24 protein-coding genes, 1 tRNA gene and 1 pseudogene are annotated in these 24,692 nt (G+C 62.9%); 8 read left to right on the top strand and 18 right to left on the bottom strand.

Annotated elements, in window-relative coordinates:
* From ACE3QM_RS03740 to tpiA, 9 genes and pseudogenes are all read right to left on the bottom strand, one after another.
* Positions 1 to 607 (bottom strand): annotated as a pseudogene (locus ACE3QM_RS03740) (NADH-quinone oxidoreductase subunit F); the annotation flags it as partial.
* Entirely contained in the window at positions 607 to 1,107 is a 501-nt protein-coding gene (gene nuoE, locus ACE3QM_RS03735; RefSeq protein ID WP_048408809.1) for an NADH-quinone oxidoreductase subunit NuoE, read from the bottom strand. The pseudogene ACE3QM_RS03740 and the gene nuoE, both read right to left, overlap by 1 nt.
* Positions 1,107 to 2,360 carry an NADH-quinone oxidoreductase subunit D gene (locus tag ACE3QM_RS03730; RefSeq protein WP_107800403.1) on the bottom strand — a complete coding sequence of 418 codons (1,254 nt, stop codon included), beginning with the start codon at positions 2,358 to 2,360 and terminating at the stop codon, positions 1,107 to 1,109. Before ACE3QM_RS03730 ends, nuoE begins: the two co-directional genes overlap by 1 nt.
* Positions 2,353 to 2,949 (bottom strand): NADH-quinone oxidoreductase subunit C, encoded by a 597-nt coding sequence (locus ACE3QM_RS03725; protein WP_231461776.1) that lies wholly within the window; start codon positions 2,947 to 2,949, stop codon positions 2,353 to 2,355. The genes ACE3QM_RS03730 and ACE3QM_RS03725 overlap by 8 nt, the downstream gene beginning before the upstream one ends.
* 11 nt (positions 2,950 to 2,960) lie before the next feature.
* The gene (locus ACE3QM_RS03720; protein ID WP_019103471.1) at positions 2,961 to 3,437 is read right to left on the bottom strand and encodes an NADH-quinone oxidoreductase subunit B family protein; all 477 of its coding nucleotides are present in this window, start codon (positions 3,435 to 3,437) and stop codon (positions 2,961 to 2,963) included.
* Positions 3,428 to 3,784, bottom strand: coding sequence for an NADH-quinone oxidoreductase subunit A (ndhC, locus tag ACE3QM_RS03715; protein ID WP_048408812.1), 357 nt, complete (start codon positions 3,782 to 3,784; stop codon positions 3,428 to 3,430). Before ndhC ends, ACE3QM_RS03720 begins: the two co-directional genes overlap by 10 nt.
* A gap of 92 nt (positions 3,785 to 3,876) precedes the next feature.
* A tRNA-Leu gene (locus tag ACE3QM_RS03710) sits at positions 3,877 to 3,961 on the bottom strand.
* A gap of 17 nt (positions 3,962 to 3,978) precedes the next feature.
* Positions 3,979 to 4,329, bottom strand: coding sequence for a preprotein translocase subunit SecG (gene secG / locus ACE3QM_RS03705; protein ID WP_374420326.1), 351 nt, complete (start codon positions 4,327 to 4,329; stop codon positions 3,979 to 3,981).
* Between the two features lies 1 nt (position 4,330).
* The gene (gene tpiA, locus ACE3QM_RS03700; protein WP_374420332.1) at positions 4,331 to 5,077 is read right to left on the bottom strand and encodes a triose-phosphate isomerase; all 747 of its coding nucleotides are present in this window, start codon (positions 5,075 to 5,077) and stop codon (positions 4,331 to 4,333) included.
* A gap of 188 nt (positions 5,078 to 5,265) precedes the next feature.
* On the opposite strand from tpiA, the gene pstS reads away from it, so the two are divergent.
* The 5 genes from pstS (at position 5,266) to ACE3QM_RS03675 (ending at position 10,759) form a co-directional block, all read left to right on the top strand.
* A complete protein-coding gene (gene pstS / locus ACE3QM_RS03695) occupies positions 5,266 to 6,309 on the top strand; it encodes a phosphate ABC transporter substrate-binding protein PstS (protein ID WP_048408814.1) in 1,044 nt (347 codons plus the stop codon).
* Between the two features lie 71 nt (positions 6,310 to 6,380).
* Positions 6,381 to 7,343: a phosphate ABC transporter permease subunit PstC gene (gene pstC, locus ACE3QM_RS03690; RefSeq protein WP_048408815.1), complete on the top strand. Its 963-nt coding sequence runs from the start codon at positions 6,381 to 6,383 to the stop codon at positions 7,341 to 7,343.
* Between the two features lie 35 nt (positions 7,344 to 7,378).
* Complete coding sequence (gene pstA, locus ACE3QM_RS03685; RefSeq protein WP_231461873.1) at positions 7,379 to 8,272, top strand: phosphate ABC transporter permease PstA; 894 nt, start codon at positions 7,379 to 7,381, stop codon at positions 8,270 to 8,272.
* Positions 8,273 to 8,284: 12 nt separating this feature from the next.
* Positions 8,285 to 9,049 carry a phosphate ABC transporter ATP-binding protein PstB gene (gene pstB / locus ACE3QM_RS03680; RefSeq protein WP_374420323.1) on the top strand — a complete coding sequence of 255 codons (765 nt, stop codon included), beginning with the start codon at positions 8,285 to 8,287 and terminating at the stop codon, positions 9,047 to 9,049.
* A gap of 255 nt (positions 9,050 to 9,304) precedes the next feature.
* On the top strand, positions 9,305 to 10,759 hold the full coding sequence (locus ACE3QM_RS03675; RefSeq protein ID WP_048408817.1) for an inorganic phosphate transporter: 1,455 nt from the start codon (positions 9,305 to 9,307) through the stop codon (positions 10,757 to 10,759).
* A 272-nt stretch (positions 10,760 to 11,031) separates the two neighbouring features.
* Here ACE3QM_RS03675 and recG read toward each other — a convergent pair whose 3' ends face one another.
* The 9 genes from recG to dusA all read right to left on the bottom strand — a co-directional run bounded on the left by recG (position 11,032) and on the right by dusA (position 20,051).
* Positions 11,032 to 13,080, bottom strand: a complete 2,049-nt coding sequence (recG, locus tag ACE3QM_RS03670) for an ATP-dependent DNA helicase RecG (RefSeq protein WP_374420320.1) — start codon at positions 13,078 to 13,080, stop codon at positions 11,032 to 11,034.
* Between the two features lie 78 nt (positions 13,081 to 13,158).
* Positions 13,159 to 13,587, bottom strand: coding sequence for a DUF2147 domain-containing protein (locus ACE3QM_RS03665; RefSeq protein WP_048408818.1), 429 nt, complete (start codon positions 13,585 to 13,587; stop codon positions 13,159 to 13,161).
* Positions 13,588 to 13,779: 192 nt separating this feature from the next.
* Positions 13,780 to 14,616, bottom strand: coding sequence for a PhzF family phenazine biosynthesis protein (locus tag ACE3QM_RS03660; protein WP_048408819.1), 837 nt, complete (start codon positions 14,614 to 14,616; stop codon positions 13,780 to 13,782).
* The gene (locus tag ACE3QM_RS03655) at positions 14,613 to 15,071 is read right to left on the bottom strand and encodes a DUF4124 domain-containing protein (RefSeq protein ID WP_374420317.1); all 459 of its coding nucleotides are present in this window, start codon (positions 15,069 to 15,071) and stop codon (positions 14,613 to 14,615) included. Before ACE3QM_RS03655 ends, ACE3QM_RS03660 begins: the two co-directional genes overlap by 4 nt.
* A gap of 241 nt (positions 15,072 to 15,312) precedes the next feature.
* On the bottom strand, positions 15,313 to 15,693 hold the full coding sequence (locus tag ACE3QM_RS03650) for a RidA family protein (RefSeq protein WP_043642167.1): 381 nt from the start codon (positions 15,691 to 15,693) through the stop codon (positions 15,313 to 15,315).
* Positions 15,693 to 16,880 carry a radical SAM family heme chaperone HemW gene (gene hemW / locus ACE3QM_RS03645; protein ID WP_369799194.1) on the bottom strand — a complete coding sequence of 396 codons (1,188 nt, stop codon included), beginning with the start codon at positions 16,878 to 16,880 and terminating at the stop codon, positions 15,693 to 15,695. The genes ACE3QM_RS03650 and hemW overlap by 1 nt, the downstream gene beginning before the upstream one ends.
* A 79-nt stretch (positions 16,881 to 16,959) precedes the next feature.
* Positions 16,960 to 17,553, bottom strand: coding sequence for an RdgB/HAM1 family non-canonical purine NTP pyrophosphatase (gene rdgB / locus ACE3QM_RS03640; RefSeq protein WP_107800416.1), 594 nt, complete (start codon positions 17,551 to 17,553; stop codon positions 16,960 to 16,962).
* A gap of 68 nt (positions 17,554 to 17,621) precedes the next feature.
* Positions 17,622 to 18,668 carry a PotD/PotF family extracellular solute-binding protein gene (locus ACE3QM_RS03635; RefSeq protein ID WP_374420315.1) on the bottom strand — a complete coding sequence of 349 codons (1,047 nt, stop codon included), beginning with the start codon at positions 18,666 to 18,668 and terminating at the stop codon, positions 17,622 to 17,624.
* A 369-nt stretch (positions 18,669 to 19,037) separates the two neighbouring features.
* Positions 19,038 to 20,051 carry a tRNA dihydrouridine(20/20a) synthase DusA gene (dusA, locus tag ACE3QM_RS03630; RefSeq protein ID WP_374420313.1) on the bottom strand — a complete coding sequence of 338 codons (1,014 nt, stop codon included), beginning with the start codon at positions 20,049 to 20,051 and terminating at the stop codon, positions 19,038 to 19,040.
* 457 nt (positions 20,052 to 20,508) lie between these two features.
* On the opposite strand from dusA, the gene ACE3QM_RS03625 reads away from it, so the two are divergent.
* From ACE3QM_RS03625 to ACE3QM_RS03615, 3 genes are all read left to right on the top strand, one after another.
* A complete protein-coding gene (locus ACE3QM_RS03625; RefSeq protein ID WP_374420311.1) occupies positions 20,509 to 22,536 on the top strand; it encodes a glycoside hydrolase family 3 protein in 2,028 nt (675 codons plus the stop codon).
* Positions 22,537 to 22,783: 247 nt separating this feature from the next.
* Complete coding sequence (locus ACE3QM_RS03620) at positions 22,784 to 23,545, top strand: helix-turn-helix transcriptional regulator (RefSeq protein WP_374420309.1); 762 nt, start codon at positions 22,784 to 22,786, stop codon at positions 23,543 to 23,545.
* Between the two features lie 208 nt (positions 23,546 to 23,753).
* The gene (locus tag ACE3QM_RS03615; protein ID WP_048408893.1) at positions 23,754 to 24,683 is read left to right on the top strand and encodes a DMT family transporter; all 930 of its coding nucleotides are present in this window, start codon (positions 23,754 to 23,756) and stop codon (positions 24,681 to 24,683) included.
* Positions 24,684 to 24,692 lie beyond the last annotated feature (9 nt).

Below are 24,692 nucleotides of genomic sequence, written 5' to 3'. Positions count from 1 at the left end.
TGGCCGGGAACGGCGGCTTGAAGCGCGGTTGGCCCTTCTTGCCTTCCAGCGATTCCAGCAGCGCGGTTTCCTCGCCGCAGATGTAGGCGCCGTAGCCATGATGGGCGAACAGGTCGAAGTTGAAGCCGGAGCCCAGGATGTTCTGACCCAGCAGACCCGCCTTGCGCGCTTCATCCAACGCTTCTTCGAAGCGTTCGTACTCGGCGAAGATTTCACCGTGGATGTAGTTGTAGCCGGCCTTGGTGCCCATCGCGTAACCGGCGATGATCATGCCTTCGATCAGCGAATGCGGATTGAAGCGCAGGATGTCGCGGTCCTTGAAAGTGCCCGGCTCGCCCTCGTCGGTGTTGCACACCACGTATTTGTCGCCCGGGAAGGAACGTGGCATGAAGCTCCACTTCAGGCCGGTGGGGAAACCCGCGCCGCCGCGGCCGCGCAGGCCGGAGTTCTTCACTTCGGCGATCACGTCTTCCTGGGCCATCTTGCTGTCCAGAATGCGACGCAGCGCCTGGTAGCCGCCGCGCGCCTCATAGGCGCTCAGTTGCCAGCAATTGGGATCGGAAGTGTCGACGCCATCGAAAATCACGCCATTGACGAAGATTGCCATTATTTCAGCTCCGCCAGTTTCTTATCGATTGCTTCGGGCGTCATGAAGCTGCACATCTTGTGGTTGTTGACCAGCAAGACCGGCGCGTCGCCGCAGGCACCCATGCACTCCCCTTCCAGCAAGGTGTACTTGCCGTCGGCGCTGGTCTCGCCAATGGCGATGCCCAGCTTTTGGGAGATGTACTCGGCGGCGTTGACGCCGCCGGACAAGGCACAGGGCAGGTTGGTGCAGACAGTGATCTTGTACTGCCCAACCGGCTTCATGTCGTACATATTGTAGAAAGTGGCGACTTCGTAAGCGGCTACCGGCGGGATCTGCAGGTAGTTGGCGACGAACTCGATCACCTCGGTATTCAGGCAACGCTCTTCCGGAGCGGAGCCCGCTTCGCGACGTTCAGTCAGCGCGATGCGCAAGGCGCCCATCACCGCGGACCGTTTCTGGTCGGCGGGATATTTGGCGACTTCGCGATCGATTTTGGCTAGCGATTCAGCGGACAGCATCAGCGGTCAATCTCCCCAAACACGATATCCTGAGTACCGATGATGGCCACCACGTCGGCGATCATATGACCCTTGGCCATCTCGTCCAGCGCCGCCAGGTGGGCATAGCCGGGCGCGCGGATCTTCAGGCGGTACGGCTTGTTGGCGCCGTCGGACACCAGGTAGACGCCGAACTCGCCTTTCGGGTGCTCGGTGCCCACATAGGCCTCGCCCTCCGGCACGTGCATGCCTTCGGTAAACAGTTTGAAGTGGTGGATCAAGTCTTCCATATTGGCCTTCATGCCTTCGCGCGAAGGCGGCGCCACTTTATGGTTGTCGGTGATCACCGGGCCCGGGTTCTTGCGCAGCCATTCCACGCACTGGCGGATGATGCGGTTGGACTGGCGCATTTCCTCGACGCGCACGAGGTAGCGGTCGTAGCAATCGCCGTTGACGCCCACCGGGATGTCGAAGTCCAGCTTGGAGTACACATCGTAGGGCTGCTTCTTGCGCAAGTCCCAGGCGATGCCGGAGCCGCGCAGCATCGGGCCGGTCAGGCCCAGGTTCAGCGCGCGCTCGGGCGTCACCACGCCGATGCCGACGGTGCGCTGTTTCCAGATGCGGTTGTCGGTCAGCAGGGTCTCGTACTCGTCCACATAGCCGGGGAAGCGCTGGGTGAACTCGTCGATGAAGTCCAGCAGCGAACCCTGGCGGCCTTCATTGCGGCGCGCCAGTTCGCGGGCGTTCTTGATCTTGGAGACGGTGTACTGCGGCATGCTGTCCGGCAGATCGCGATACACGCCGCCGGGACGGAAGTAAGCCGCGTGCAGACGCGCGCCGGACACCGCTTCATAGCAGTCCATCAGGTCTTCGCGCTCGCGGAAGGCGTACAGGAACACGGTCATCGCGCCGATGTCGAGGCCGTGCGCGCCTATCCACAGCAAGTGGTTCAGCAGGCGGGTGATCTCGGCGAACATCACGCGGATGTATTGCGCGCGTTCCGGCACTTCGATGCCCAGCAGCTTCTCGATGGACAGGCAGTAAGCATGCTCGTTGCACATCATGGACACGTAGTCGAGACGGTCCATATAGGGCAGCGACTGGATGAAGGTCTTGCTCTCGGCCAGCTTCTCGGTGCCGCGGTGCAGCAGGCCGATGTGCGGGTCGGCGCGCTGGACGACTTCGCCGTCCAGTTCCAGCACCAGGCGCAGCACGCCGTGTGCGGCCGGGTGCTGCGGGCCGAAGTTGAGGGTGTAGTTACGGATTTCAGCCACCGTAGTTCTCCTCGCGGATGATGCGCGGGGTGATCTCGCGCGGCTCGATGGTCACCGGCTGATAGATCACGCGCTGTTGGGTCGGGTCATAACGCATTTCCACGTGACCGGACAGCGGGAAGTCCTTACGGAACGGATGGCCGACGAAGCCATAATCGGTCAGGATGCGACGCAGGTCGGGGTGGCCGTCGAAGACGATGCCGAACAGGTCGAACGCCTCGCGTTCGAACCAGTTGGCGCCGCTCCAGACGCCGACGACCGACGCGACCACGGGGAAGCCGTCGTCCTCGGCGAACACGCGCAGGCGGATGCGCTGATTGTGCTTGACCGACAACAGATGGTAGACAACGGCGAAGCGCGGACCGTCCCATACCTCATCGCGGTATGCGCTGTAGTCCACGCCGCACAAATCGATGCATTGCTCAAAAGACAGGTCGGCGTGATCGCGCAGCGTGGTCGCCACGGCGATCAGGTCCGCCGCCTTGCATACAATGGTCAGCTCTTCCAGAGCCAGCGTGCTTTGCACGAGCTTGTCGCCCAGCGCCTGCTGCACTACCGACCCTAACGCTTCCATTTTCTTGGAGGCCATAAGTTTCTACCTTAGCGGGCGATGGTGTTGGTGCGTTTGATCTTGTTCTGCAGCTGGATGATGCCGTACAGCAAGGCCTCTGCAGTTGGCGGACAGCCGGGCACGTAGACGTCGACCGGCACGATGCGATCGCAGCCGCGCACGACTGAATAGGAATAATGGTAATAGCCGCCGCCGTTGGCACAGGAACCCATCGAGATCACCCAGCGCGGCTCGGCCATCTGGTCGTAAACCTTGCGCAGGGCCGGGGCCATCTTGTTGCACAGCGTGCCGGCCACGATCATCAGATCGGACTGGCGCGGGCTGGGGCGGAACACGATGCCGAAACGGTCCAGGTCATAACGCGCCGCGCCAGCGTGCATCATTTCCACCGCGCAACAGGCCAGACCAAAGGTCATCGGCCACAGCGAACCGGTTCGGGTGTAATTGATGAGCTTGTCAGCCGTCGTGGTGACAAACCCCTTCTCCAGAATACCTTCTACTCCCATTCCAGAGCTCCTTTTTTCCACATGTAGACGAAGCCCAGGGTCAATACGCCCAGGAACTCCACCATGACGCCGAGGCCGTACGTACCCAGCTCCTTCAACACCACCGCCCACGGAAGCAGGAAGGCCACTTCCAGATCGAACAGGATGAAGAGGATGGCTATCAGATAATAGCGGACGTCAAATTTCATGCGAGCGTCTTCGAAAGCCTCGAAGCCGCACTCATACGGAGACAGTTTCTCTGGATCGGGACGGTTGGGAGCCAGCAGCTTGCCCAATAAAATAGGGCCTACGCCGACCAACAGTCCGACCAAGACAAACAGCAGAATGGGAAAGTAATTTTGCAGCATTTCCCGTACACCCCCACGAAAGAAAGGGGGTCACCCCCCTTGGCTCCAAATAAAACAGGCCACCGGAGTCCCGGTGGCCTGTTTTTGAATGGTGGTGCCGACAGTGAGACTCGAACTCACACAGCTTTCGCCACTACCCCCTCAAGATAGCGTGTCTACCAATTTCACCATGTCGGCACAGCAAGCTTTAATTGTTACTCCGGTATTTTCGATGTCGTACCCGAAGCTTTATCGCTAGGCACACCGGCCGGGATTTGCGGTGCAACCTGTTCAACCTTGGCCCCCATCACGCCCAGATCACTTTTTCCGCCCCCAGACAGAAAAACCAGAGCAAGGGAAGTCGAGAAGAACACGGCCGCTGCAATAGCGGTTGTTCTACTCAAGAAATTCGCAGAACCAGACGCGCCGAACAAGCTACCGGAAGCGCCGCTACCGAAAGCCGCACCCATGTCCGCACCCTTGCCGTGCTGCATCAAAACTAGCACGATAATAGTGCCTGCGGACAGGATATTTACAATCCAGATAAGCGTCTTAAGAAGTTCCATACTATATCAATTTTCCTGCGGCTTGGCAAATTGCCCTGAATGAACCGGCGTCCAGAGATGCCCCTCCAACAAGGGCTCCGTCGACATTTTCAGTCGCCAGAATCGCTTCGGCATTCTCTGCCTTGACACTGCCGCCGTAGAGGACGCGAATATTATCGGAGGCCTTGGCGTTTTGCAAGCACCAATTTTTGATCGCGCCATGGATTTCGGCGATTTGCGCCAGCGTCGCCACCTTGCCGGTGCCAATGGCCCAGACCGGTTCATAAGCCACAACGTATTCACCATGGTCTATCTCGGCCAGAAGCGCAAGCTGATCGCGAATCACTTCCAGCTGACGGCCGGCCTCGCGCTCCTCCAGCGTTTCGCCGACGCACAACACCGGCGCCAGGCCGGCGGCGATCGCGGCGCGCATTTTCTTCAGCAGGACGGCATTGCTCTCGCCGAAGTACTGGCGGCGCTCCGAGTGGCCCACCAGGGTATAAGCGCAGCCGATATCGGCCAGCATCGCGGCGCTGGTCTCGCCGGTGAAGGCGCCGTCCTGGTCGAAGGCGCTGACATCCTGCGCGCACAGGCGCAAGGCCTGGCCGCGCAGCCGCTCGCCCAAGCCGGCCAGGTAAACCGCCGGGGCGGCCACGCCGACCCAGTCGCGGTTGCTCGCCTCATCGGCCAGCAAAGCCGCCAACAACGCCTGCGCGCTGTCGGCGCGAGTATTCATCTTCCAGTTGCCAATCACCAGCTTGCCGGACATCCCCGACTCCTCATGGTCTTGAAATATCCGCCGATTATACTGCCGCGCTCTTTCCCGCTCAAACCGCCCGCCACGCAACATTGATTGTCCGCAATCGAATGCCATTCCACGACTTGTAATATTCCTGAAAAATTTCAGCCTTAGCATGCGCCCATCACCACGCACCTCATCCATTCTCAGGAGTAGGCATGAAACAGTCTGTTCGTCTGGCCGCATCGTTTGTACTGGGCTCCGTCTGCCTGTCCGGCGCGGCCGTGGCCGCCGACATCACCGGCGCGGGCGCCACCTTCCCGTATCCGCTGTACGCCAAATGGGCCGCCGCTTACAAGGCCGGCACCAATAACAATCTGAACTACCAATCCATCGGTTCCGGCGGCGGCATCAAGCAGATCCAGTCCAAGACCGTGGACTTCGGCGCCTCCGACATGCCGCTGAAGCCGGAAGAGCTGGAAAAATCCGGTCTGACCCAATTCCCCACCGTCATCGGCGGCGTGGTGCCGGTATTGAACGTGCCCGGCATCGCCCCGGGACAAGTGAAGTTCACCGGCCCGCTGCTGGCCGACATCTACCTGGGCAAGGTGGCCAAGTGGAACGACCCGGCCATCGCCAAGCTCAACCCCGGCGTCAAGCTGCCGGACCTGCGCATCTCCGTGGTGCGTCGCTCCGACGGCTCCGGCACCACCTTCATCTTCACCAACTACCTGTCCAAGGTGTCCTCGGACTGGGCCAAGGAAGTGGGCTCCAACACCGCGGTCAGCTGGAAAGGCAATCCGGTGGGCGGCAAGGGCAATGAGGGCGTGGCCAACTACGTGACCCGCATCAAGGGCGCGATCGGCTATGTCGAATACGCCTACGCCAAGCAGAACAAACTGGCCTTCGGCCTGATGCAGAACCAGGCCGGCAGCTTCGTCAAGCCGGACGAATCCAGCTTCAAGGCCGCCGCCGCCAACGCCGACTGGAAGAAAGCGCCGGGCTTCTACCTGCTGCTGACCAACCAGCCGGGCAAGGACAGCTGGCCGATCGCCGGCGCCACCTTCATCCTGATGCACAAGAAGCAGGACAAGCCGGCCCAGGGCGGCGAAGTGCTGAAATTCTTCGACTGGGCTTACAAGAACGGCGACAAGACCGCGCTGGATCTGGACTACATCCCGATGCCGGACGCGATCAAGGGCGTGATCCGCGCCAGCTGGAAGCAAATTGCCGACAACGGCGGCAAGCCGGTGTGGAACTAAGCCGCATACAATGCACGCACGCAGGCCGGGGAAGGCTTCCCCGGCTTTTTGTCTGATAAATGAGCATGCATATGCAAAAGTTGAGTCACTCGCCGCAAATCAAAACCCAGTTATTGCTGGACAATCTGTTCCGCTGGGTCACCCGCTTCTTCGCCTTCCTGGTGTTGGCCTTGCTGGTGGGCATCCTGATTTCGCTGCTGATAGGCGCGCTGCCCAGCATCCACGCCTTCGGCTTCAAGTTTCTGGTCACCAGCGACTGGGACCCGGTTAATGAGCAGTTCGGCGCGTTGGTGCCCATCTTCGGCACCCTGGCCACCTCTTTCATCGCCCTGTTGATCGGCGTGCCGGTCAGCTTCGGCATCGCCCTGTTCCTGACCGAGCTGTGCCCCACCTGGCTGAAGCGGCCACTGGGCATCGCGGTGGAACTGCTGGCCGGCATTCCGTCCATCATTTACGGCATGTGGGGCCTGTTCGTGTTCGCGCCCATTTTCGCCGACCACGTGCAGCCGCTGCTGACCGACACCCTGGGCAATATCCCGCTGCTGGGCGTTTTGTTCCAGGGCGCGCCGATGGGCATAGGCATTTTCACCGCCGGCCTGATCCTGGCCATCATGATCATCCCCTTCATCGCCTCGGTGATGCGCGACGTGTTCGAAGTGGTGCCGGTGATGCTGAAGGAGTCCGCCTACGGCCTGGGTTCCACCACCTGGGAAGTGGTGCGCTATGTGGTGCTGCCCTATACCAAGACCGGCGTGGTCGGCGGCATCATGCTCGGCCTGGGCCGCGCGCTGGGCGAGACCATGGCGGTGACCTTCGTCATCGGCAACTCCACCCGCTTCGCCGCCGGCCTGTTCGAGCCGGGCAATTCCATCGCCTCCTCGCTGGCCAATGAATTCGCCGAAGCCAATGGCGAGCTTTATCTCTCCTCCCTGATTCAACTGGGCCTGATCCTGTTCTTCATCACCTTCGTGGTGCTGGCGTGCTCCAAATTGCTGCTGCTGCGCCTGAAGAAACAGGAAGGTCGCCCGTCCTGAACACGAGAGACGCTAACCGCATGAGCCAAACCGTTATGAATTCCGCCCTGCGCCCGCCCCAATCCGCCATTTCCTCCAAGGCCGACAGCAGCGTTTACCGCCGCCGCCGGCTGGTGAACCGCATCAATATGGGCGCGTCGATGTTCACCATGGCCTTCGGCCTGTTTTGGCTGTTCTGGATTCTGAGCACCTTGTTGCAGCACGGCTTGACCGGGCTCAACTGGGAGGTGTTCACCGCCAGCACGCCGCCGCCGGGCAGTACCGGCGGCCTAGCCAACGCCATTTACGGCAGCCTGATGATGACCGCCTTCGGCACCTTGTTCGGCACGCCGATCGGCATCCTGGCCGGCATCTACCTGGCCGAGTTCGGCCAGCGCGGCTGGCTGGCTCCGGCCACCCGTTTCATCAACGACATCCTGCTGTCGGCGCCGTCCATCGTCATCGGCCTGTTCATCTACGAAGTCTACGTGGTGTCGGTCGGACACTTTTCCGGCTGGGCCGGCTCCTTCGCGCTGGCCATCCTGGTGATTCCGGTGGTGGTGCGCACCACCGAGAACATGCTGCGCCTGGTACCGGGCAGCCTGCGCGAAGCCGCGTCGGCGCTGGGCGCGCCGCAGTGGAAGGTGACCTTGCACGTCACCCTGCGTTCGGCCAAGGCCGGCGTGCTGACCGGTATCCTGCTGGCGGTGGCGCGCATTTCCGGCGAAACCGCGCCGCTGCTGTTCACCGCGCTGAACAACCAGTTCTTCAATAGCAATATGAACCAGCCGATGGCCAACCTGCCCATCGTGATCTTCCAGTTCGCGATGAGTCCGTACGAGGACTGGCACAAGCTGGCCTGGGCCGGTTCCCTGTTGATCACCTTCAGCGTGCTGACGCTGAACATCGTTGCCCGCTGGATGGGCAGCCAGAAAAATCAATCGCATTAAGGCTTGCAGACCATGGCTGAAATTCACACCAAGCTTCAGGTCAAGAATCTGAACTTCTTTTACGGCAATTTCCACGCGCTGAAGAACATCCAGCTGGAAATCGCCTCGCGCAAGGTCACCGCCTTCATCGGCCCGTCCGGCTGCGGCAAGTCCACGCTGCTGCGCACCTTCAACCGCATGTACGAGCTCTACCCCGGCCTGCGCGCCGAGGGCGACATCCTGCTGGACGGCCACAACATCCTGGGCCGCGACGTGGACGTCAACCTGCTGCGCGCCAAGGTGGGCATGGTGTTCCAGAAGCCCACCCCGTTCCCGATGTCGATTTACGACAACATCACCTTCGGCGTGAAGCTCTACGAAAAACTGTCCAAGGGCGAAATGGAAGACCGCGTCGAATGGGCGTTGCGCAAGGCCGCGCTGTGGGACGAGGTCAAGGACAAACTCAAGCAGTCCGGCAATTCGCTGTCCGGCGGCCAGCAGCAGCGGCTGTGCATCGCTCGCGCGGTGGCGTCCAAGCCGGAAGTGCTGCTGCTGGACGAACCGACCTCGGCGCTGGACCCGATTTCCACCGCCCACATCGAAGAGCTGATCCATGAGCTCAAAGAGGACTACACCATCGCCATCGTCACCCACAATATGCAGCAGGCGGCGCGGGTGTCGGACTACACCGCCTATATGTATCTGGGCGAGTTGATCGAATTCGGCGACACCGATTCCATCTTCACCACCCCGCAGAAGAAGGCCACCGAAGACTACATCACCGGCAAGTTCGGCTGATTCCCGCCCAGTTGCCAGACCGCCGTCATGACCGTTTCCGGCATGGCGGCTTTTGGCGTTCAACACATGGCAAATCAGCATGACAGCCGCAAAAAATCGTCTAAATCAGCCGTTCTCGCGGCCCGGTCTGTCAAGGCGATTCCGCATGCTTTTCCGACAAATACGACACCATTTATTTTTTTTTTATAAGTACTTGACGGCATTGGCCCTGGACACAACAATCGCGCCTTTACGATACTGTGTGCACATTTCACCATGTTGGACCTGTTTTCCGGGCTTGAGACCCACGTCGCCATCACCCTGGTGCTTTCCCTGGGCTTCGTGCTCGCCTTTGAGTTCATCAACGGCTTCCATGACACTGCCAACGCGGTGGCTACCGTTATCTATACCCAATCGATGAAACCGCGTCTCGCGGTGTTCTATTCCGGCATTTTCAACTTCCTCGGCGTGATCACCGGTGGCCTCGCCGTCGCCTACGCCATCGTGCACCTGTTGCCGGTGGACCTGCTGATCTCGGTCAACACCACCCGCGGCATGGCCATGGTGTTCGCATTGTTGACCGCCGCCATCGCCTGGAACCTGGGCACCTGGTATTTCGGCCTGCCCGCGTCCAGCAGCCACACCCTGATCGGCGCCATTCTGGGCGTAGGCGTGGCCAATAGCCTGATCCACGGCACCTCGCTGTCCCACGGCGTGAACTGGAGCAAGGCGGTGGACGTTGGCGCCTCCTTACTGGCCTCGCCCGTGGTGGGCGCGCTGCTGGCGGCGCTGATCGTCATCCTGCTACGGCGCTACCGGCCGCACAGCAATGTGCACAAGACGCCCTATCAGCGCCAGCAAGTGGAAGGCCGCAAGCATCCGCCGTTCTGGACCCGTTTCATGCTGATCGTGTCGTCCATGGGCGTCAGCTTCGCCCACGGCTCCAACGACGGCCAGAAAGGCGTGGGCCTGATCATGCTGGTGCTGATCGGCATCGTGCCGGCCAAGTTCGTGCTGGACCTGGACAGCACCCCTTACCAGCTGGACCGCACCCGCGACGCCGCCGTGCATCTGCAGAAGTTCTACGAGCGCAATCAGGTGGAACTGAGCAAGATCATCGTGCCGTCCAAGGGCAGCAGCCAGTATGAATGCCATCCGCTGGAAACGCCGGCCACCGTTCAACGTCTGCTGGCCACAATGGGCGACGGCGGCGATTACCACGCCTTGAGTTCGGACCAGCGCTGGAATGTGCGCACCGAGCTGCTGTGCCTGGACGACGCCGCCAAGAAGGCCTCCGCGCTGCCCAAACTGTCCGCCGATGAAAAGCAGATGCTGCAGAATCTGCGCAAAGACCTGACCACCACCACCGAATACGCGCCCACCTGGGTGATCGTCGCCGTGGCGCTGTCGCTGGGCATCGGCACCATGGTCGGCTGGCGCCGCGTGGTGAAAACCGTGGGCGAAGGCATAGGCAAAAAAGACATGACTTACGCTCAGGGCGTGTCGGCGCAGATGACCGCCGCCATCTCCATCGGCCTCGCCAGCCAGTTCGGCTTCCCGGTGTCCACCACCCAGGTGCTGTCCAGCGCCGTGGCCGGCACCATGGTGGCGGACAAGGCCGGCCTGCAGATGTCCACCATCCGCTCGATCGCGCTGGCCTGGCTGTTCACACTGCCGGTATCGATGCTGCTGGCGGGCGGTCTGTACTACATCGCCTCGCTCTGGCTGTAATAAAATCGGTTAACCGTTTTTGCAGTTCTGTTTAAAGCTGTCAAAAACAAGCAAAGCCACCGCATGCGGTGGCTTTTTCTTTTGGCATTTCCGCCCGGAAAGTTTTCGATTGACCTGGGTCAAGCTTTAAGCCGGGAGCGCTTGTGCCAATATTTTATAAATTGCTAATATTTGCTCGCTTCATCATGGTTTCTCCTTTGTTGTTTGCAGCAATCCCTTTGCGCCTCAGCCCCCCAGCCGAGGCGCTTTTTTTTGCCCTATTCATGGCGCTCTCAAGCCTTGAGAAACTGCTCGCGCCCGGCCAGCCAACGATCCAGATGCGCATCCACCGCTTGCGGGTGGCGTTCCAGCAGCAAGGGCGCCAGCTCGCGCGCCGCTTCCAGCAGTTCCAGATCCTCTTCCAGATTGGCGAAACGCAGCATGGGCAGGCCGCTCTGGCGCGCGCCCAGCAGTTCGCCGGGCCCGCGGATCAGCAAATCCTGGCGCGCGATCTCGAAACCATCAACATTCTCGTATATCACTTTCAAGCGTGCCTTGGCCAAGTCCGACAAGGGGTTGTCGAACATCAGCACGCACACGCTCTTGGCGCTGCCGCGCCCTACTCGGCCGCGCAACTGATGCAACTGGGCCAGGCCCATGCGCTCGGCGTGCTCTATCACCATCAGGCTGGCATTGGGCACGTCCACGCCCACCTCGATCACCGTGGTGGCCACCAGCACTTGCAGCTCGTTGCGGGCAAAGGCCGCCATCACCGCCGCCTTTTCGTCCGCCTTCATCCGGCCGTGCACCAGGCCGACGCCCAAATGCTGCAGATCCGCGGTCAGTTGCTGGTGGGTGTCCACCGCGGTCTGCAATTGCAGGGTTTCCGACTCTTCGATCAACGGGCACACCCAGTAGGCCTGCTGCCCGTCGGCGCAGGTCTTGGCAACGTGGGCGACAATCTCCTCGCGGCGCGCGCTATTGATCAGCTTGGTGACGATGGGCGTGCGCCCCGGCGGCAACTCGTCTATCACCGACACGTCCAGGTCGGCGTAGAAGCTCATCGCCAACGTGCGCGGAATCGGCGTCGCCGACATCATCAGCTGATGCGGCTCGCCGCCCTTCTCTTTCAGCGCCAGCCGCTGGCCCACGCCGAAGCGGTGCTGTTCGTCGACGATGACCAGGCCCAGGCGCTCAAAAGCCACCTCGTCCTGGAACAGCGCGTGCGTGCCCACCGCCAGCCGCGTGTCGCCGCTGGCGATGGCCGCCATCGCCTCCTGTTTCTGCTTCTTGCGCAGGCTGCCGGCCAGCCAGCGCACCGGGATGCCCAGCGGCTCCAGCCAGGAGGACAGCTTGAGGAAATGCTGCTCGGCCAGGATTTCGGTCGGCGCCATCAGCGCCACCTGGTAGCCGGACTCGATCGCGGTCAAGGCCGCCAGGGCCGCGACGATGGTCTTGCCGCTACCCACGTCGCCTTGCAACAGCCGGTGCATCGGGTGCGGCTGAGTCAGGTCGGCGCGGACTTCAGCCAAAGCACGCTGCTGCGCGCCGGTCAGCTTAAATGGCAGGCGCTCGGCCAAGGCCTGGCTCAGCTTGCCGTCGCCGCGCAAGGGCGGCGCGTGGCCCAGCCTGCGCGCGCGATAGGCCAGCCGCATCGATAGCTGCTGCGCCAGCAATTCGTCGAACTTGAGCCGCTGCCAGGCCGGTAGGCCGGGATCGGCCAACTGACCGGCGCTGTAGTCCGGCGTCGGCAGGTGCAGCAGGCGGATCGCCTCGGCGAACGGCGTCAGCCGCAGCGGCGCGGCCAGTTCCTCCGGCAGCGTCTCGCCCAGGGGCTGGCTATCCAGTTCGGCGTGGATCAGCTTGCGCAGCGCCGGCTGGGTCAGGCCGTTGACGGTGGGATAGACCGGAGTCAGGCTTTCCGCCAGCGGCGCGCCATTGCCCACTTCGCGGATCTTGGGGTGCACCATCTCATCGCCGGCGAAGCCGCGGCGGATCTCGCCCAAGGCGCGCACCCGGTTGCCGGTGGTGAACTGCTTCACCTGGTTGGGATAGAAATGAATGAAGCGCAGCACCAGGCTGCCGCTGGCGTCCTCGATGCGCGCCACCAGCTGGCGGCGCGGGCGGAACTGGATCTCATGGGCGATCACCTCGCCCTCCACCAGCACCGCCTGGCCGTAAGGCGCGTCGGCGATCGCGTATAGATGGGTTTCGTCCTCATAGCGCAGCGGCAGATGCAGGATCAGATCGAAACGGCGGCGTATGCCCAGCTTTTCCAGCTTCTTGGCCAGAGCCGGCGCCACGCTCGGCGCTTGATTGGCGGGATCGATTAGGGAGCTCATCAGCAGCGATTGTACCCAATAAAGAAAAAGGCGGAAGCGCATCGCTTCCGCCCATCGGCTATCCGGCCGCGTCGCCGCTTACTGGCGCTCCCACACCTGGGAGCGGAAGAAGGGGCCGATATAGCCGCGCACGCGCAGCTTCTTGCCATCTTCCATCAGCTTGGCGCCGGAGGTGTAGATCTTGCCGGACTTGGGATCCAGGATCTTGCCATTGCCCCATTCCGCGCCGTCCTTCTTCAGGCCCCACAGGATTTGCATGCCATTGACCGGCTTGCCCTTCTTGTCGCCCTCGCACTTGTCGCACACCGCTTCCGGATTGGCGAACAGCTTGATGATCTTGCCGCTCAGCTCGCCGCTGGCGTTTTCGCTGATCTGCACCAGGGCCTTGGCCTGCTTGGTTTCGTCGTCTATCGTCTTCCAGACGCCGGCGGCGCTGTCAGCCAGCGCCATGTGGCTGAACAGGCCCAGCACGGACGCCAGGCAGGCGGCTTTGGCGAATTTGCTCATCTTGATCTTTCCTCGCGAGTCGGACCGCCGGCAAAGCCGTGGCCGGCTCTTGCCCTGATGGCGGTTGTCATTATTGATGCGCTGCGCAGCGCTGGCGGCCAGCCGCTGAAACGCCGGTTTGGAGCAGCGGCTCTAGGATGCCAACAGCCGATGCCGACGTCAAGAATGGCACCGCAACGGCCTGGACCAGGATTACAAGACAATCTCGCCTCGACCGATCTGCTGCACCCGCCCGCCTACCGTGATACTGCGCTCGGCGTCCACTTGCAGATACAGCACATTGGGCCGCGCCAGCGCCGCGCCCTGCTCCACCCTCCATTGCAAGGGCCCCTGGCCATGGAGCGCGCACCAGCCGCCCAGATTGGCGCAGGCCGAGCCGGTGCCGGGGTCTTCCAGCACCGCGCCCTGCTGCTCGTAAAACAGCCGCACCGTGGCCACGCCGGCATCTTCATGCCATAGGTAGGCGACGCTGCGCCCCGGCCGCAAGGTGGCGTCCCGCAGCAACAAGGCATGCACCGGCTTGGCGCGCAGCACCGCGCCGGCGCTGGCGGCGCGGATCAACAATTGCTCACTGCCGGTGTCCAGCCACACCGGTTCCAGCGCGATGTCTTCTTGGTCCAAGCCCAGCATCGCCGCGGCCTGGCCGCGGCTGAGGCCGGAGCCGCGCTCGCTCGGCGCATTGGCGCGCAGCGAGTAAATCCCATCGTGATGCCGCAGCGGAATCAGGCCGGCATTGGTGTGCAACTGGAAGCTGGCACCCAGTTCTCCGCGCCAGTGCAACACCGCCGCCGCGCCCAGGGTGGGATGGCCGGCGAAGGGCAGTTCCTGGCTGGGCGTGAAGATGCGCAGCCGCGCCGCCGCGCTTTCATGCGGGAACAGGAATACGGTTTCCGATAGATTCATCTGCCGCGCCAGCAATTGCATGGTGCGATCATCCAAACCGCTGGCATCGCTGAACACCGCCAGCGGATTGCCGCCGAAGCGCTCCTCGGCGAACACATTGACCAATTCGAACGAATACCTGCTCATGCCCCCTCCTGGAATTGATGGCAAGCCGCCGCGGCCATCTGCTCTTCCACACCGGCCAAACGCGCCTCCTGCGCCTTCCTGGCCGGCACAGCCGCCAAGGACTGCCGCAAGCGCCGCTGACGCTCCCGCAGACCTTGACAGCGCCGGCGCGCCTTGTCCAGCTCTCTCTGGCGCGCCAACTCAGCGCGGCGGCCATCCGCCTGGCGCTGCCGGGCTTCGCGCGCCTCGTCGGCGGCCCAGCGCCGACGCTCGGCCTGATACTTGGCCACGCCGCGACGCTGGCGTTCATCCTGCTTCATCACGTTTAGCGGCGGCGGCTGAAACACTTCCGCCGTGCCGCCGTCGGCGCAAGCCTGGTCGCGATAGGCCAGCCGACCTTCCGCGTCGCGGCACTTGTAAACCTGGGCCCAGGCCAGACCCGGCAGCAATAGCAATAGCGCGATCCGGACTCTCATGCGACCTCCACGGCTTAGAATGAGGGTCCAAATAGTTAACATGAAAAAAGGCGGCCTGGGCCGCCTTGTGGTCTGTCATTTCGAGCAGTTGGGCCGCTCAGAACCTGTTTACGATCTCGCGAGCTAAGGCGAGACAAGGCGAAAACGGCTGAGAAAGCGGAATGTACACACGGTACATGAGCATTTCGAAGACGTACTCACCGTGCCACGTCTCACGAAGCGCAGCAGATCGTAAGCAGGTTTAGAGCACCAGAACCGCTTCCGCCTCCACCAGCACGCCCTTGGGCAGGCTGGCCACGCCGACGGCGGCGCGCGCCGGGAAGGGCTGGCTGAAGTACTGGCCCATGATTTCGTTGAAGGTGGCGAAATTGGACAGGTCGGTCAGATAAGCGTTGAGCTTGACGATCTGGTCCAGGCTGCCGCCGGCGGCTTCGCACACGGCCTTCATGTTCTTGAACACCTGATGGGTTTCAGCGGCGAAACCGCCTTCCACCACGTTCATGGTGGCCGGGTCCAGCGGGATCTGGCCGGACAGGTAAACGGTGTTGCCGGCTTTCACGGCTTGCGAGTAAGCGCCGATGGCGGCCGGAGCCTTGTCGGTGTGGATGATTTCCTTAGCCATTATTCATCTCCTTCTTTCAGGAACAGGGTTAATAAATCATTGAGGAAACGCTGGCCCTTGAGCGTGGGCCGCAACATCACGGCATCGCGCGCTATCAGGCCTTGCGCCTCGGCTTGCGTCAAGGCGGATTGTATGACGGACAGCGGCAGGCCGGTGCGCTCCTGGAACAGGCGCAATTCGAAGCCTTCGGTCAGCCGCAGCAAATTCATCATGAATTCGAACGGCAGTTCCTCGCGTCCCACCTTGCGGCTGCTTTGCAAGGGCTTGCCCTCGGCCACCGCCTGCAAATAAGCGGCCGGCTGCTTGTAGCGCATCTGGCGCACGATGCCGGCGTGGCTGCTGATCTTGCCGTGGGCGCCGGCGCCGATGCCGATATAGTCGCCGAACTGCCAGTAGTTGAGATTGTGCCGCGCGCGGCGGCCCGGCCGCGCGAACGCCGAGGTCTCGTAGTGTTCGAAGCCGGCGGCGGCTAGCCTGGCTTCTATCGCCTCCTGCATGTCGGCGGAGATTTCGTCGTCCGGCAGATTGCGCGGCGTCTCCACGGCAAACAGGGTGTTGGGTTCTATCGTCAGATGATAGGCGGACAGATGGGTGATGCCGTAGGACAGCGCGGTGTCCAGATCGGCCAGCGCTTCGTCCAGGGTCTGCCCCGGCAGCGCGTACATCAGGTCCAGATTGACGTTGTCGAAGTGGCTCAGCGCGATATCGATGGCGCGACGCGCCTCCTCGCCGTCATGGATGCGGCCCAACGCCTGCAAATGCGCAGGCTTGAAGCTCTGGATGCCGATGGACAGCCGATTGATGCCTGCCTCGCGGTAACCGCGGAAACGCTCGGCCTCGAAGGTGCCGGGATTGGCTTCCATGGTGATTTCCGCGTCCGGCTGCAGCCGCATGCGCGCGCGCACGCCGGCCAGCAGCGCGTCCATCGCCTGCGGCGAGAACAGGCTGGGAGTGCCGCCCCCCATGAAGATGCTGCTCAGCGGCCGGCCCCAGACCTCGGGCAGGCTGAATTCCAGATCGCGCAGCAAGGCGTCGACATAGGCCATCTCGTCGAAACCGCTCTTGGGCTCGTGCGAGTTGAAGTCGCAATACGGGCATTTGCGCACGCACCACGGGAAATGGATGTAGAGCGACAGCGGCGGCAGCTCTTTCAAGCCGACTTGACCGCCCAGCCCAAGCGCGGACAGCGAAATCTTGCTCACCTGCACGTCGCGGCTCCTTGCGGCTCCAGCCGCGCCGGCCGGGCGCTGAACGAAGGGACCCGCTTCATGCCAGCGCGCGCAGCTTGGCCAGCAGCGCTTGCAGCGCCTGGCCGCGGTGGCTGACGCGGTTTTTCTCCGCCGCGTCCATCTCCGCCACGCTACAGCCGTGCTGCGGCAGCCAGAAATGCGGGTCGTAGCCGAAGCCGCCGGCGCCGGCCGCCTCGTCGCGCACTTCGCCGAACCACATGCCGTCCGCCACCAGCGGCTGCGGATCGTCGGCGTGGCGCACCAAGACCAGCACGCAGTAATACCAGGCGCGGCGATTGGCCTCGCCCTGCAGCGCCGCCACCAGCTTGGCGTTGTTGGCGGCGTCGGACTTGGGTTCGCCGGCATAGCGGGCCGAGTACACGCCCGGCGCGCCGGACAGCGCCTCGACACAGATGCCGGAGTCGTCGGCCAACGCCGGCAAGCCGCTCACGCGGCTGGCGTGACGCGCTTTTTCCAGCGCGTTTTCCAGGAAGGTGTGGTGCGGTTCCGGGCATTCCGGCACTTGCAGTTCCACCTGCGGAATCACTTGTATGCCCAGCGGCGCCATCAGCGCGGCGAATTCCTTCAACTTGCCAGCGTTGTTGCTGGCCATCACTAATTTGTCGAACATGAGAACTCCATCGAATGCGACGCAGCCCCGACAATGCCGGGGCTGCGAAATATCTATTAAAGACAAGCTTAACGGCTGACCTTCACTTCCGTCCACATCCGCGCCAGCGAGCGCCGCTCCGCCGGCGTCAGTTCGCGCAGCACCGTCCATTTTTTCACGGTGTCCGGCGTCGGATCTATCACCGGATGGCTTTTCAAATCCGCGCGGAAAAAGGGCGCGGCGGTCTTGACCGGATTGGTGGCGCCGTTGAGATTGGTCAATTGGGCGGCGTTCTTGCCGTCCAGCATGAAGTTGATGAACTGATGCGCCAGGTCCGGGCGTTTGGCGCTGGCCAGCACCGCCATGGTGTCCACGCCCAGTTCATTGCCTTCCTTCTGCGCCACATTGGCGATGTGGAAACGGCGCTTGGCCAGGCGCGCGTCCTCGGCGGCCTGGAAGAACTCGGTGGAATAGCCCAGCGACACCCAGATATTGCCCACCGCCAGCTCTTTCAGATAACTGGCGTTGGAGAAGGTGGCCCAGTAGGGCTTGGCCTGCTTGATCACCGCCTGCGCCGCGCGATAGTCGGCCTGGCTGGCGGTATTGGGGTTCTTGCCCAAGTAGAACAGCGCGGCGGCGAACACCTCGCGCGAGCTGTCCAGTACCGTGACCTTGCCCTTGATCTTCTGCAGCACCTTGGGATCGAAGATCACCGACCAGCTGTGCGGGTCTATGCCCAGTTTCTGCAGACGCTCCGCGTTGTAGCCGACCGAAGTCAGCGACAGCACCGTGGGCACGGTGTAGCGGTTGCCCGGATCGTAGCTTTGGGACAGATAGGCCGGATCGACATTCTTCAGATTCGGCAACTTGGCGTGATCCAGCGGCTGCAGCAGCTTCTGCTTGCTCATCGCCTCGATCACGAAGCTGGACGGAAACACCATATCGTAGCCCTTGGCCCCGGCCGCCAGCTTGGCCAGCATTTCCTCGTTGTCGCCATAGTAATTCTGTACCACGCGGCAATCACAGCTTTTCTCGAACTGGCGGAGGATGGCGTCCGACAAGGAGCCGCTCCAGTTATAGATGTGCAAGACGTCCTTGGGTCCGGCCCAGACGGCGGACGACAGAACGGAGGACAATAGGACAAGCTTCAGCGCTTTCAATTCAGATTCACCTCCAGACAGCCATGACCAGCATGGCGAACAGAAAAGGCGGCAAGCCGCCATGGCGGGCCTCCCTTGGGAAGTCCCGCGACTTGGAACCTGTTCACGATCCGCAGCGCTTCGCGGGAGCTGACGCGGCGCGCGGCGTCGAGACGCTCATGCGCCACGCGCGCCTTTTTCTCGGCAGCTTCCGCCTTGTCTCGCGCTTGCTCGCTGGATCGTCAACACGTTCTTAAATATGGCGGCGTCGGGCCCGGCCTCGGCAAGAACAGCGCTCTCGCCTTGCTACAGCAGACCCCGATGCCGCGAATCCGTTCCTGGCCGCGGCCAGGCGGTTCATGCTGTTTATTCCGAGCGGCGGGCGGCGCCCAGCGTCGCTTCCAAGGCCTGCAGCAGCAGGCGCTCGTCGGCGCCGTCCAGCAGCTTGGCGTCGGACAGCATGCGCCGCCAATTGCGCGCGCCGGGAATGCCCTGGAACAGGCCCAGGATGTGGCGGGCGATATTGCGCGTCTTGTGGCCCTCGGCCAGGCGCGCAGCCACATAGGGCATCATCGCGGCCACCACCTGCTCGCGCTCCGGCGCGGCGCCGACGCCGTAGTAGCGCTGGTCCCAATCGGCCATCAGCCAGGGATTGTGGTAGGCCTCGCGCCCCACCATCACGCCGTCCACATGGCGCAGATGCTCGTCGATGTCGGCCTGGCTTTTGACGCCGCCGTTGATCAGGATTTCCAGATCCGGGCGCTCCCGCTTCAGCCGGTAGACGTAATCATATTTCAACGGCGGAATTTCACGGTTTTCCTTGGGGCTCAGGCCCTTGAGGATGGCGTTGCGCGCATGGACGATGAAGGTGCGGCAGCCGGCGTCCGCCACTTGCTCGACGAAGTCGCGCAGATAATCGTAATGCTCGATGCGATCAATACCGATGCGGTGCTTGACCGTCACGTCGATGGACACCGCGTCGCGCATCGCCTTGACGCAGTCGGCCACCAATTGCGGCTCGGCCATCAGACAGGCGCCGAAAGCGCCCTTCTGCACGCGCTCCGACGGGCAGCCCACGTTCAGATTGACTTCGTCGTAACCCCATTCCGCCGCCAGCCTGGCGCAGCGCGCCAGCTCCGCCGGCTCGCTGCCGCCCAGTTGCAGCGCCAGCGGGTGTTCCGCTTCGTCGAAGCGCAGATGGCGTTCGACGTCGCCATGCAGCAGCGCGCCGGTGGTGACCATCTCGGTATACAACCAGGTGTGCCGGGTGATTTGGCGCGCGAAATAGCGGTAGTGTCGATCGGTCCAATCCAGCATCGGCGCCACCGACAGGCGGCGCGGCGGCAAGCCGCCGCTCTCCTGAACCCTAGAATGCTTCACTCCGCTGTCCTGCATCGTATCCCTATCCACCCGAAAGCCAATCGCCACCCAGCGTCGGCGGCCAACCGGCCCGCCAGCGCGCTAAGCGTTTGAAAAAAGGCATGAATTATCCTCCCGTAGCCGATCCAGGGTCAAGCATTGAGACAAAAACGCCAAGCAATCAAGTAGATGCGTCGCACAGCGCCAGGCAATTCCTTGCCGCAGGCAACTTTTTCAAAAATTGAATTTCATAAGCTTTAGTCTCGGCGAGCGCTTGTTCGCGCCGAGCGCGCCCTGGCAGGGGCGTCCGACGCGCAATCCATTACTAACAATAACCATTCACAAATGAACATATTCACAAAAAGAGATCCCAGCCTCCACGACTGTCCACGGGCCTAAGCCTAGGCCGATATAACAAGCGGCAAAAACGGGGCGGCCCGCCATTCCGGATGTTTCCACTTCAGCACAAGGTTGAACCATGTCCAAATCACTTTCCCTGCGCCTGCCGGCGCTGATGCTGTTGCCGGCCTTGCTGAGCGGCTGCCTGGAGCAGCCCAGCGTCGAGCAGCAAGCCGCGCGCATCGTCGAACAAATGAGCGTCCGCGAGAAGATCGGCCAGAAAATCATGATGGCCTTCCGCTACTGGTGCCCGGACGATCAGCCCGCCTGCACCGCCGGCATGACCGATTTGCCGGACGCCGCCAGCCGCGCGCTGCGCGACAACGCCATCGGCGGCGTGATTCTGTTCGCCAACAATCTGAGCGATTTACAGCAAACCCGCCGTCTGTCCGAGCAGATCCGCCAGGCACGGCCGCAGAACAGCCCGGTCGGCCTGCTGATCGGATCGGACCAGGAAGGCGGCAATGTGTTCCGCCTGCCGCGCCCGCTGGCCACTAGCTTTCCCGGCAATATGGCGCTGGGCGCCGCCTATCAGGCGACACGGGACAGCCGCCTCGCCCGAGACTCCGGCCGGGTGCTGGCCGCCGAGATCCGCGCCGTCGGCTTCAACGTCAATTTCGCTCCGGACGTGGACGTCAACAGCAATCCGCTCAATCCGGTGATCAATGTCCGCGCCTACGGCGACGATCCGGCCACCATCAGCCTGCTGGGGCAGGCCACCACGCAGGGCATGCGCGAGCAAGGGGTGATCGGCTCCTTCAAGCACTTCCCCGGCCACGGCGATACCGCCACCGACTCCCATTACGGCCTGCCGGTGGTGAACAAATCGCGCGCCGACGCCTACGCCATCGACCTGGCGCCCTACCGCCAAGCCATCGCCTCCGGCCAGCCGCCCGAGATGATCATGACCGCCCACATCCAGTACCCGGCGCTGGACAGCAGCCAAATCACCGCCCGCAACGGCGAACGCATGATCGCGCCGGCGACGATGTCGCGCAAAATTCAGCATGACATCCTGCGCGGCGAGATGCGCTACCAGGGCGTCACCGTCACCGACGCGCTGGACATGAAGGGCATCAGCGATTTCTTCGAGCAGGGCGACGCGGTGATCAAGGTGTTCCAGGCCGATGTGGACATCGCGCTAATGCCCACGGAGTTCCGCACCGCCGCGCAGGCCGGCCGGCTGCGTCAATTGATAGACCAAGTGGCCGCCGCGGTGGCCGACGGCCGGATCAATCGCGCGGAACTGGACCGTTCGGCACGGCGCATCGTGGCGATGAAGCTGCGCAACGAGGTCACCCCGGCCGGCGAGGCCAAGCCGCTGCCGGCGCTGAGCACCATAGGCAGCGCGGAGCATCGCGCGGTGGAAGACAAGATCACCCGGCAATCCATCACCCTGCTGCGCAATCAGGGCGCGGCGCTGCCGCTGCGCTCTCCCAGCCAGCGCATCTTCATCCTGACGCCCTGGGGCGAACAGGCCGAGGCGATGCGTCGCCGCTTCGATGAAAAAGGCTATCGCCAGGTCAGCGGCGCCAAGCTGAGCGCCACGCCGTGGGAAGCGCAGCAACAGGCGATCGATCAGGCCGACGTGGTCGTCATCGGCACCTTGGCCACCGGCGTCAGCCCGGTGGAGCGCAACGGCGACCCCAACGCGCCCGCCCTCGCGCCGCGGATGAAGCGCAGCCTGCAGGCCGAGCCGGCGCCGGCCGCCGGCAACGGATCCCTGGTCTTCAATGTGGCGGAAGACCTGCCCGCGCTCCGGACCCGCTTCGCCCGCAGCCTGTCCGCGCCGCCGCTCAGCGAGGCGCAGCAAATGCGCAATGCGATGGAATACGCCAAGCGGCAAGGCAAGAAGCTGATCCACGTAACCCTGCGCGCGCCTTACGACGTGATCAATTACGACGATCTGGCCGACGCCACGCTGGCCACCTACGCCTACTACGGCTATGAGAACGGCCTGCGCGGGCCGTCCATGCCGGCGCTGGTGGACGTGATGCTGGGCGCTATCCCGCCCGGCGGCAAGCTGCCGGTGGCCATCCACGCGCTGGACGAAAACGGCCAGCCGGGCGCGCTGCGCTACGCGCGCGGCTTTGGGCTGAGCTTCTGACGAAGCATCGCTATTCTTAACCATCCTCCTGCGCACCGCGGCCTTCCGGCCGCGGTGTTTTCTTTCGTCCCTGCGGCGGGCGGCTCCGCCGCCCCAAGGCATTCGCATTGAAATAGACACAATTTATACTGTATGAATATTTTGTGCACTGCAGTATCATGAGCCTGAACCGACGGCTGAAGATGCCCGCACAACAGGGCCGCAAGCCGCGCGGAACCGGGCTACCCTCAAATAAGAAAGCAAGCGCATGGCCATAGAATCCAATGACGCCCTGCCGGACTTCGCCGCGTGGAGCATGTCCAAGGACTTTCCCAGCGGTCATCAAGTCGGCCGCCACCAACACCGAGAAGGCCAGCTGATTTTCGCCGTTTCCGGCGTGATGGAACTATCCACCACCGATGGTCTGTGGCTGGTGCCACCACAGCGCGGCGTCTGGATGCCGCCCGCGGTGGAGCACAGCATGCGCGCACGCGGCACGGTGTCCTTGCGTACCCTGTACATCCAGTCCCCGCACTATCTGGCGCAATTGCCGCGCCACTCCAAAGCCATCGCCATTTCGCCGCTGATGCGGGAACTCATCATCCGCCTGATGCGCACGCGCGGCATTCCGCACGCCGATCAAAAAGAAGGCCGCTTGCTGGACTTGCTGATCGACGAAATCGAATGGTCGGGCGAAACGGCCTTGCCGCTGCCGCCGCTGAGCGACCAACGCTTGCAGCGGGTGTGCTCGGCGATTCTGGCCAATCCCGGCGACCGCCGCGGGCTTAACGAATGGGCGGAACTGGTGGGCGCGTCCAGCCGCACGCTGGCGCGGCTGTTCCAGCAGGAGCTGGGCATGTCTTATCTGTACTGGCGCCAGCAAGTGTGCGCGATGTCGGCCCTGCCGCGGCTGGGCGCCGGCGAGCCGGTGACCCTGATCGCCTCCGATCTGGGTTATGAAACGCCCGGCGCGTTTTCCTCCATGTTCCGCCGCATCATGAACGCGGCCCCCAGCCAGTACTTCTCCTGATCCCATCCGCGGTTAAAAGCCCCGCCGACAAAAGCGAGGCTTTGAACCGCCCCTCCTCCGCCCCGCGGACCCGCGCGCCGACACGGCTTTGCCGCAGCGCAGCATGATTGTCCGTTTTGGCGCAGTAATTGTCCGCTGGCAAGAAGCCTGAACCAAACCGTTTCAATATGATAAATGGCTATTGAAACCGCTGCCTGGCCAGGTGACCATGTCTCATCCCAACTACAACGCCAAACGCTATTGGTTGCTGATTCTGGCCGCCACCTTTCTGTTCGGCTCCACTTTTCCAACCTCCAAGATCGTGCTGTCGGAAATGCCGCCCTTGTGGGCCGCTGTGGCGCGTTTCACCGCCGCCGCCGCCGGCATCGTGCCCATTCTGCTGTGGCAGCGCTTCCGCTATCCGCGCGCCTTCGTCCGCCCTCGCCCCTGGGGCGTGCTGGTGCTGATCGGGCTGTTGCAGACCGCCGGATCAATGGGCTTTCTCAATATCGGCTTGCGCAGCACCACCCCGGCCAAGGCCGCCATCCTGATGGCCTGCACCCCGCTGATCGTGGCCTTGATGTCGCGGCTGGCGCTGAAGGAAAAAATCCACCCTCTGGCCGCCGTCGGCCTGGTCCTGGCCTTCTTCGGTGTCGCTGTCTGCATCGGCCTGAACAAGCTGGACGGCTTCGGCGCCGGCGACGCGCTGGTCTTGTGCGGCGCCGCCTGCTGGGCGGCGTCCACGCTGGTGATCAAGGGCAGCCGCATCGTGATCAATGTCTGGGCGCTGACCTTCTGGCAGATGCTGGTGGGCTCGGCCTGCCTGGCGTTGCTGGCCTGGGCCGGCGGCGAAGTCCCGACACTGCCTCACAGCGAGCGGGTGCTGGCCGCCTTCCTATGGCTGGCGCTGCCGGCCACCACCGGCGCGATGGCGCTGTGGTTCATGGCGCTGGACCTGGGCGGCGCGGTGCGCACCAGCGGTTTCCTGTTTCTGTCCCCGCTGTTCGCCACCCTGATTTCCTTCGCCGCCTTCGGCTATTCGCTGTCGCTGCATGAGCTGATCGGCGGCGTGCTGATCGGCGTCGGCATTTATCTGGTATCCAAGCGCCCGGACACCGCCGGCCAGCCGCAAACCGCGGCCGCCGACAACAAGATTTGAGCGCACGCG

It is taken from the genome of Chromobacterium sp. (genome assembly GCF_041912965.1).
Taxonomy (GTDB): domain Bacteria; phylum Pseudomonadota; class Gammaproteobacteria; order Burkholderiales; family Chromobacteriaceae; genus Chromobacterium; species Chromobacterium aquaticum.
This window is presented reverse-complemented; position numbering and strand designations above follow the sequence as displayed.

Excerpts from the sequence above, each read along its gene's own strand:
- pstA (WP_231461873.1), top strand. The coding sequence starts at position 7,379 with ATGAATTCCGCCCTGCGCCCGCCCCAATCCGCCATTTCCTCCAAGGCC.
- tpiA (WP_374420332.1), bottom strand. The coding sequence starts at position 5,077 with ATGTCCGGCAAGCTGGTGATTGGCAACTGGAAGATGAATACTCGCGCC.
- ACE3QM_RS03615 (WP_048408893.1), top strand. The coding sequence starts at position 23,754 with ATGTCTCATCCCAACTACAACGCCAAACGCTATTGGTTGCTGATTCTG.
- ACE3QM_RS03655 (WP_374420317.1), bottom strand. The coding sequence starts at position 15,071 with ATGAGAGTCCGGATCGCGCTATTGCTATTGCTGCCGGGTCTGGCCTGG.
- secG (WP_374420326.1), bottom strand. The coding sequence starts at position 4,329 with ATGGAACTTCTTAAGACGCTTATCTGGATTGTAAATATCCTGTCCGCA.
- ACE3QM_RS03620 (WP_374420309.1), top strand. The coding sequence starts at position 22,784 with ATGGCCATAGAATCCAATGACGCCCTGCCGGACTTCGCCGCGTGGAGC.
- ACE3QM_RS03650 (WP_043642167.1), bottom strand. The coding sequence starts at position 15,693 with ATGGCTAAGGAAATCATCCACACCGACAAGGCTCCGGCCGCCATCGGC.
- pstB (WP_374420323.1), top strand. The coding sequence starts at position 8,285 with ATGGCTGAAATTCACACCAAGCTTCAGGTCAAGAATCTGAACTTCTTT.
- ACE3QM_RS03675 (WP_048408817.1), top strand. The coding sequence starts at position 9,305 with ATGTTGGACCTGTTTTCCGGGCTTGAGACCCACGTCGCCATCACCCTG.
- pstC (WP_048408815.1), top strand. The coding sequence starts at position 6,381 with ATGCAAAAGTTGAGTCACTCGCCGCAAATCAAAACCCAGTTATTGCTG.
- ACE3QM_RS03720 (WP_019103471.1), bottom strand. The coding sequence starts at position 3,437 with ATGGGAGTAGAAGGTATTCTGGAGAAGGGGTTTGTCACCACGACGGCT.
- recG (WP_374420320.1), bottom strand. The coding sequence starts at position 13,080 with ATGAGCTCCCTAATCGATCCCGCCAATCAAGCGCCGAGCGTGGCGCCG.
- ACE3QM_RS03725 (WP_231461776.1), bottom strand. The coding sequence starts at position 2,949 with ATGGCCTCCAAGAAAATGGAAGCGTTAGGGTCGGTAGTGCAGCAGGCG.
- ACE3QM_RS03660 (WP_048408819.1), bottom strand. The coding sequence starts at position 14,616 with ATGAGCAGGTATTCGTTCGAATTGGTCAATGTGTTCGCCGAGGAGCGC.
- ndhC (WP_048408812.1), bottom strand. The coding sequence starts at position 3,784 with ATGCTGCAAAATTACTTTCCCATTCTGCTGTTTGTCTTGGTCGGACTG.
- rdgB (WP_107800416.1), bottom strand. The coding sequence starts at position 17,553 with ATGTTCGACAAATTAGTGATGGCCAGCAACAACGCTGGCAAGTTGAAG.
- ACE3QM_RS03665 (WP_048408818.1), bottom strand. The coding sequence starts at position 13,587 with ATGAGCAAATTCGCCAAAGCCGCCTGCCTGGCGTCCGTGCTGGGCCTG.
- ACE3QM_RS03625 (WP_374420311.1), top strand. The coding sequence starts at position 20,509 with ATGTCCAAATCACTTTCCCTGCGCCTGCCGGCGCTGATGCTGTTGCCG.
- nuoE (WP_048408809.1), bottom strand. The coding sequence starts at position 1,107 with ATGCTGTCCGCTGAATCGCTAGCCAAAATCGATCGCGAAGTCGCCAAA.
- pstS (WP_048408814.1), top strand. The coding sequence starts at position 5,266 with ATGAAACAGTCTGTTCGTCTGGCCGCATCGTTTGTACTGGGCTCCGTC.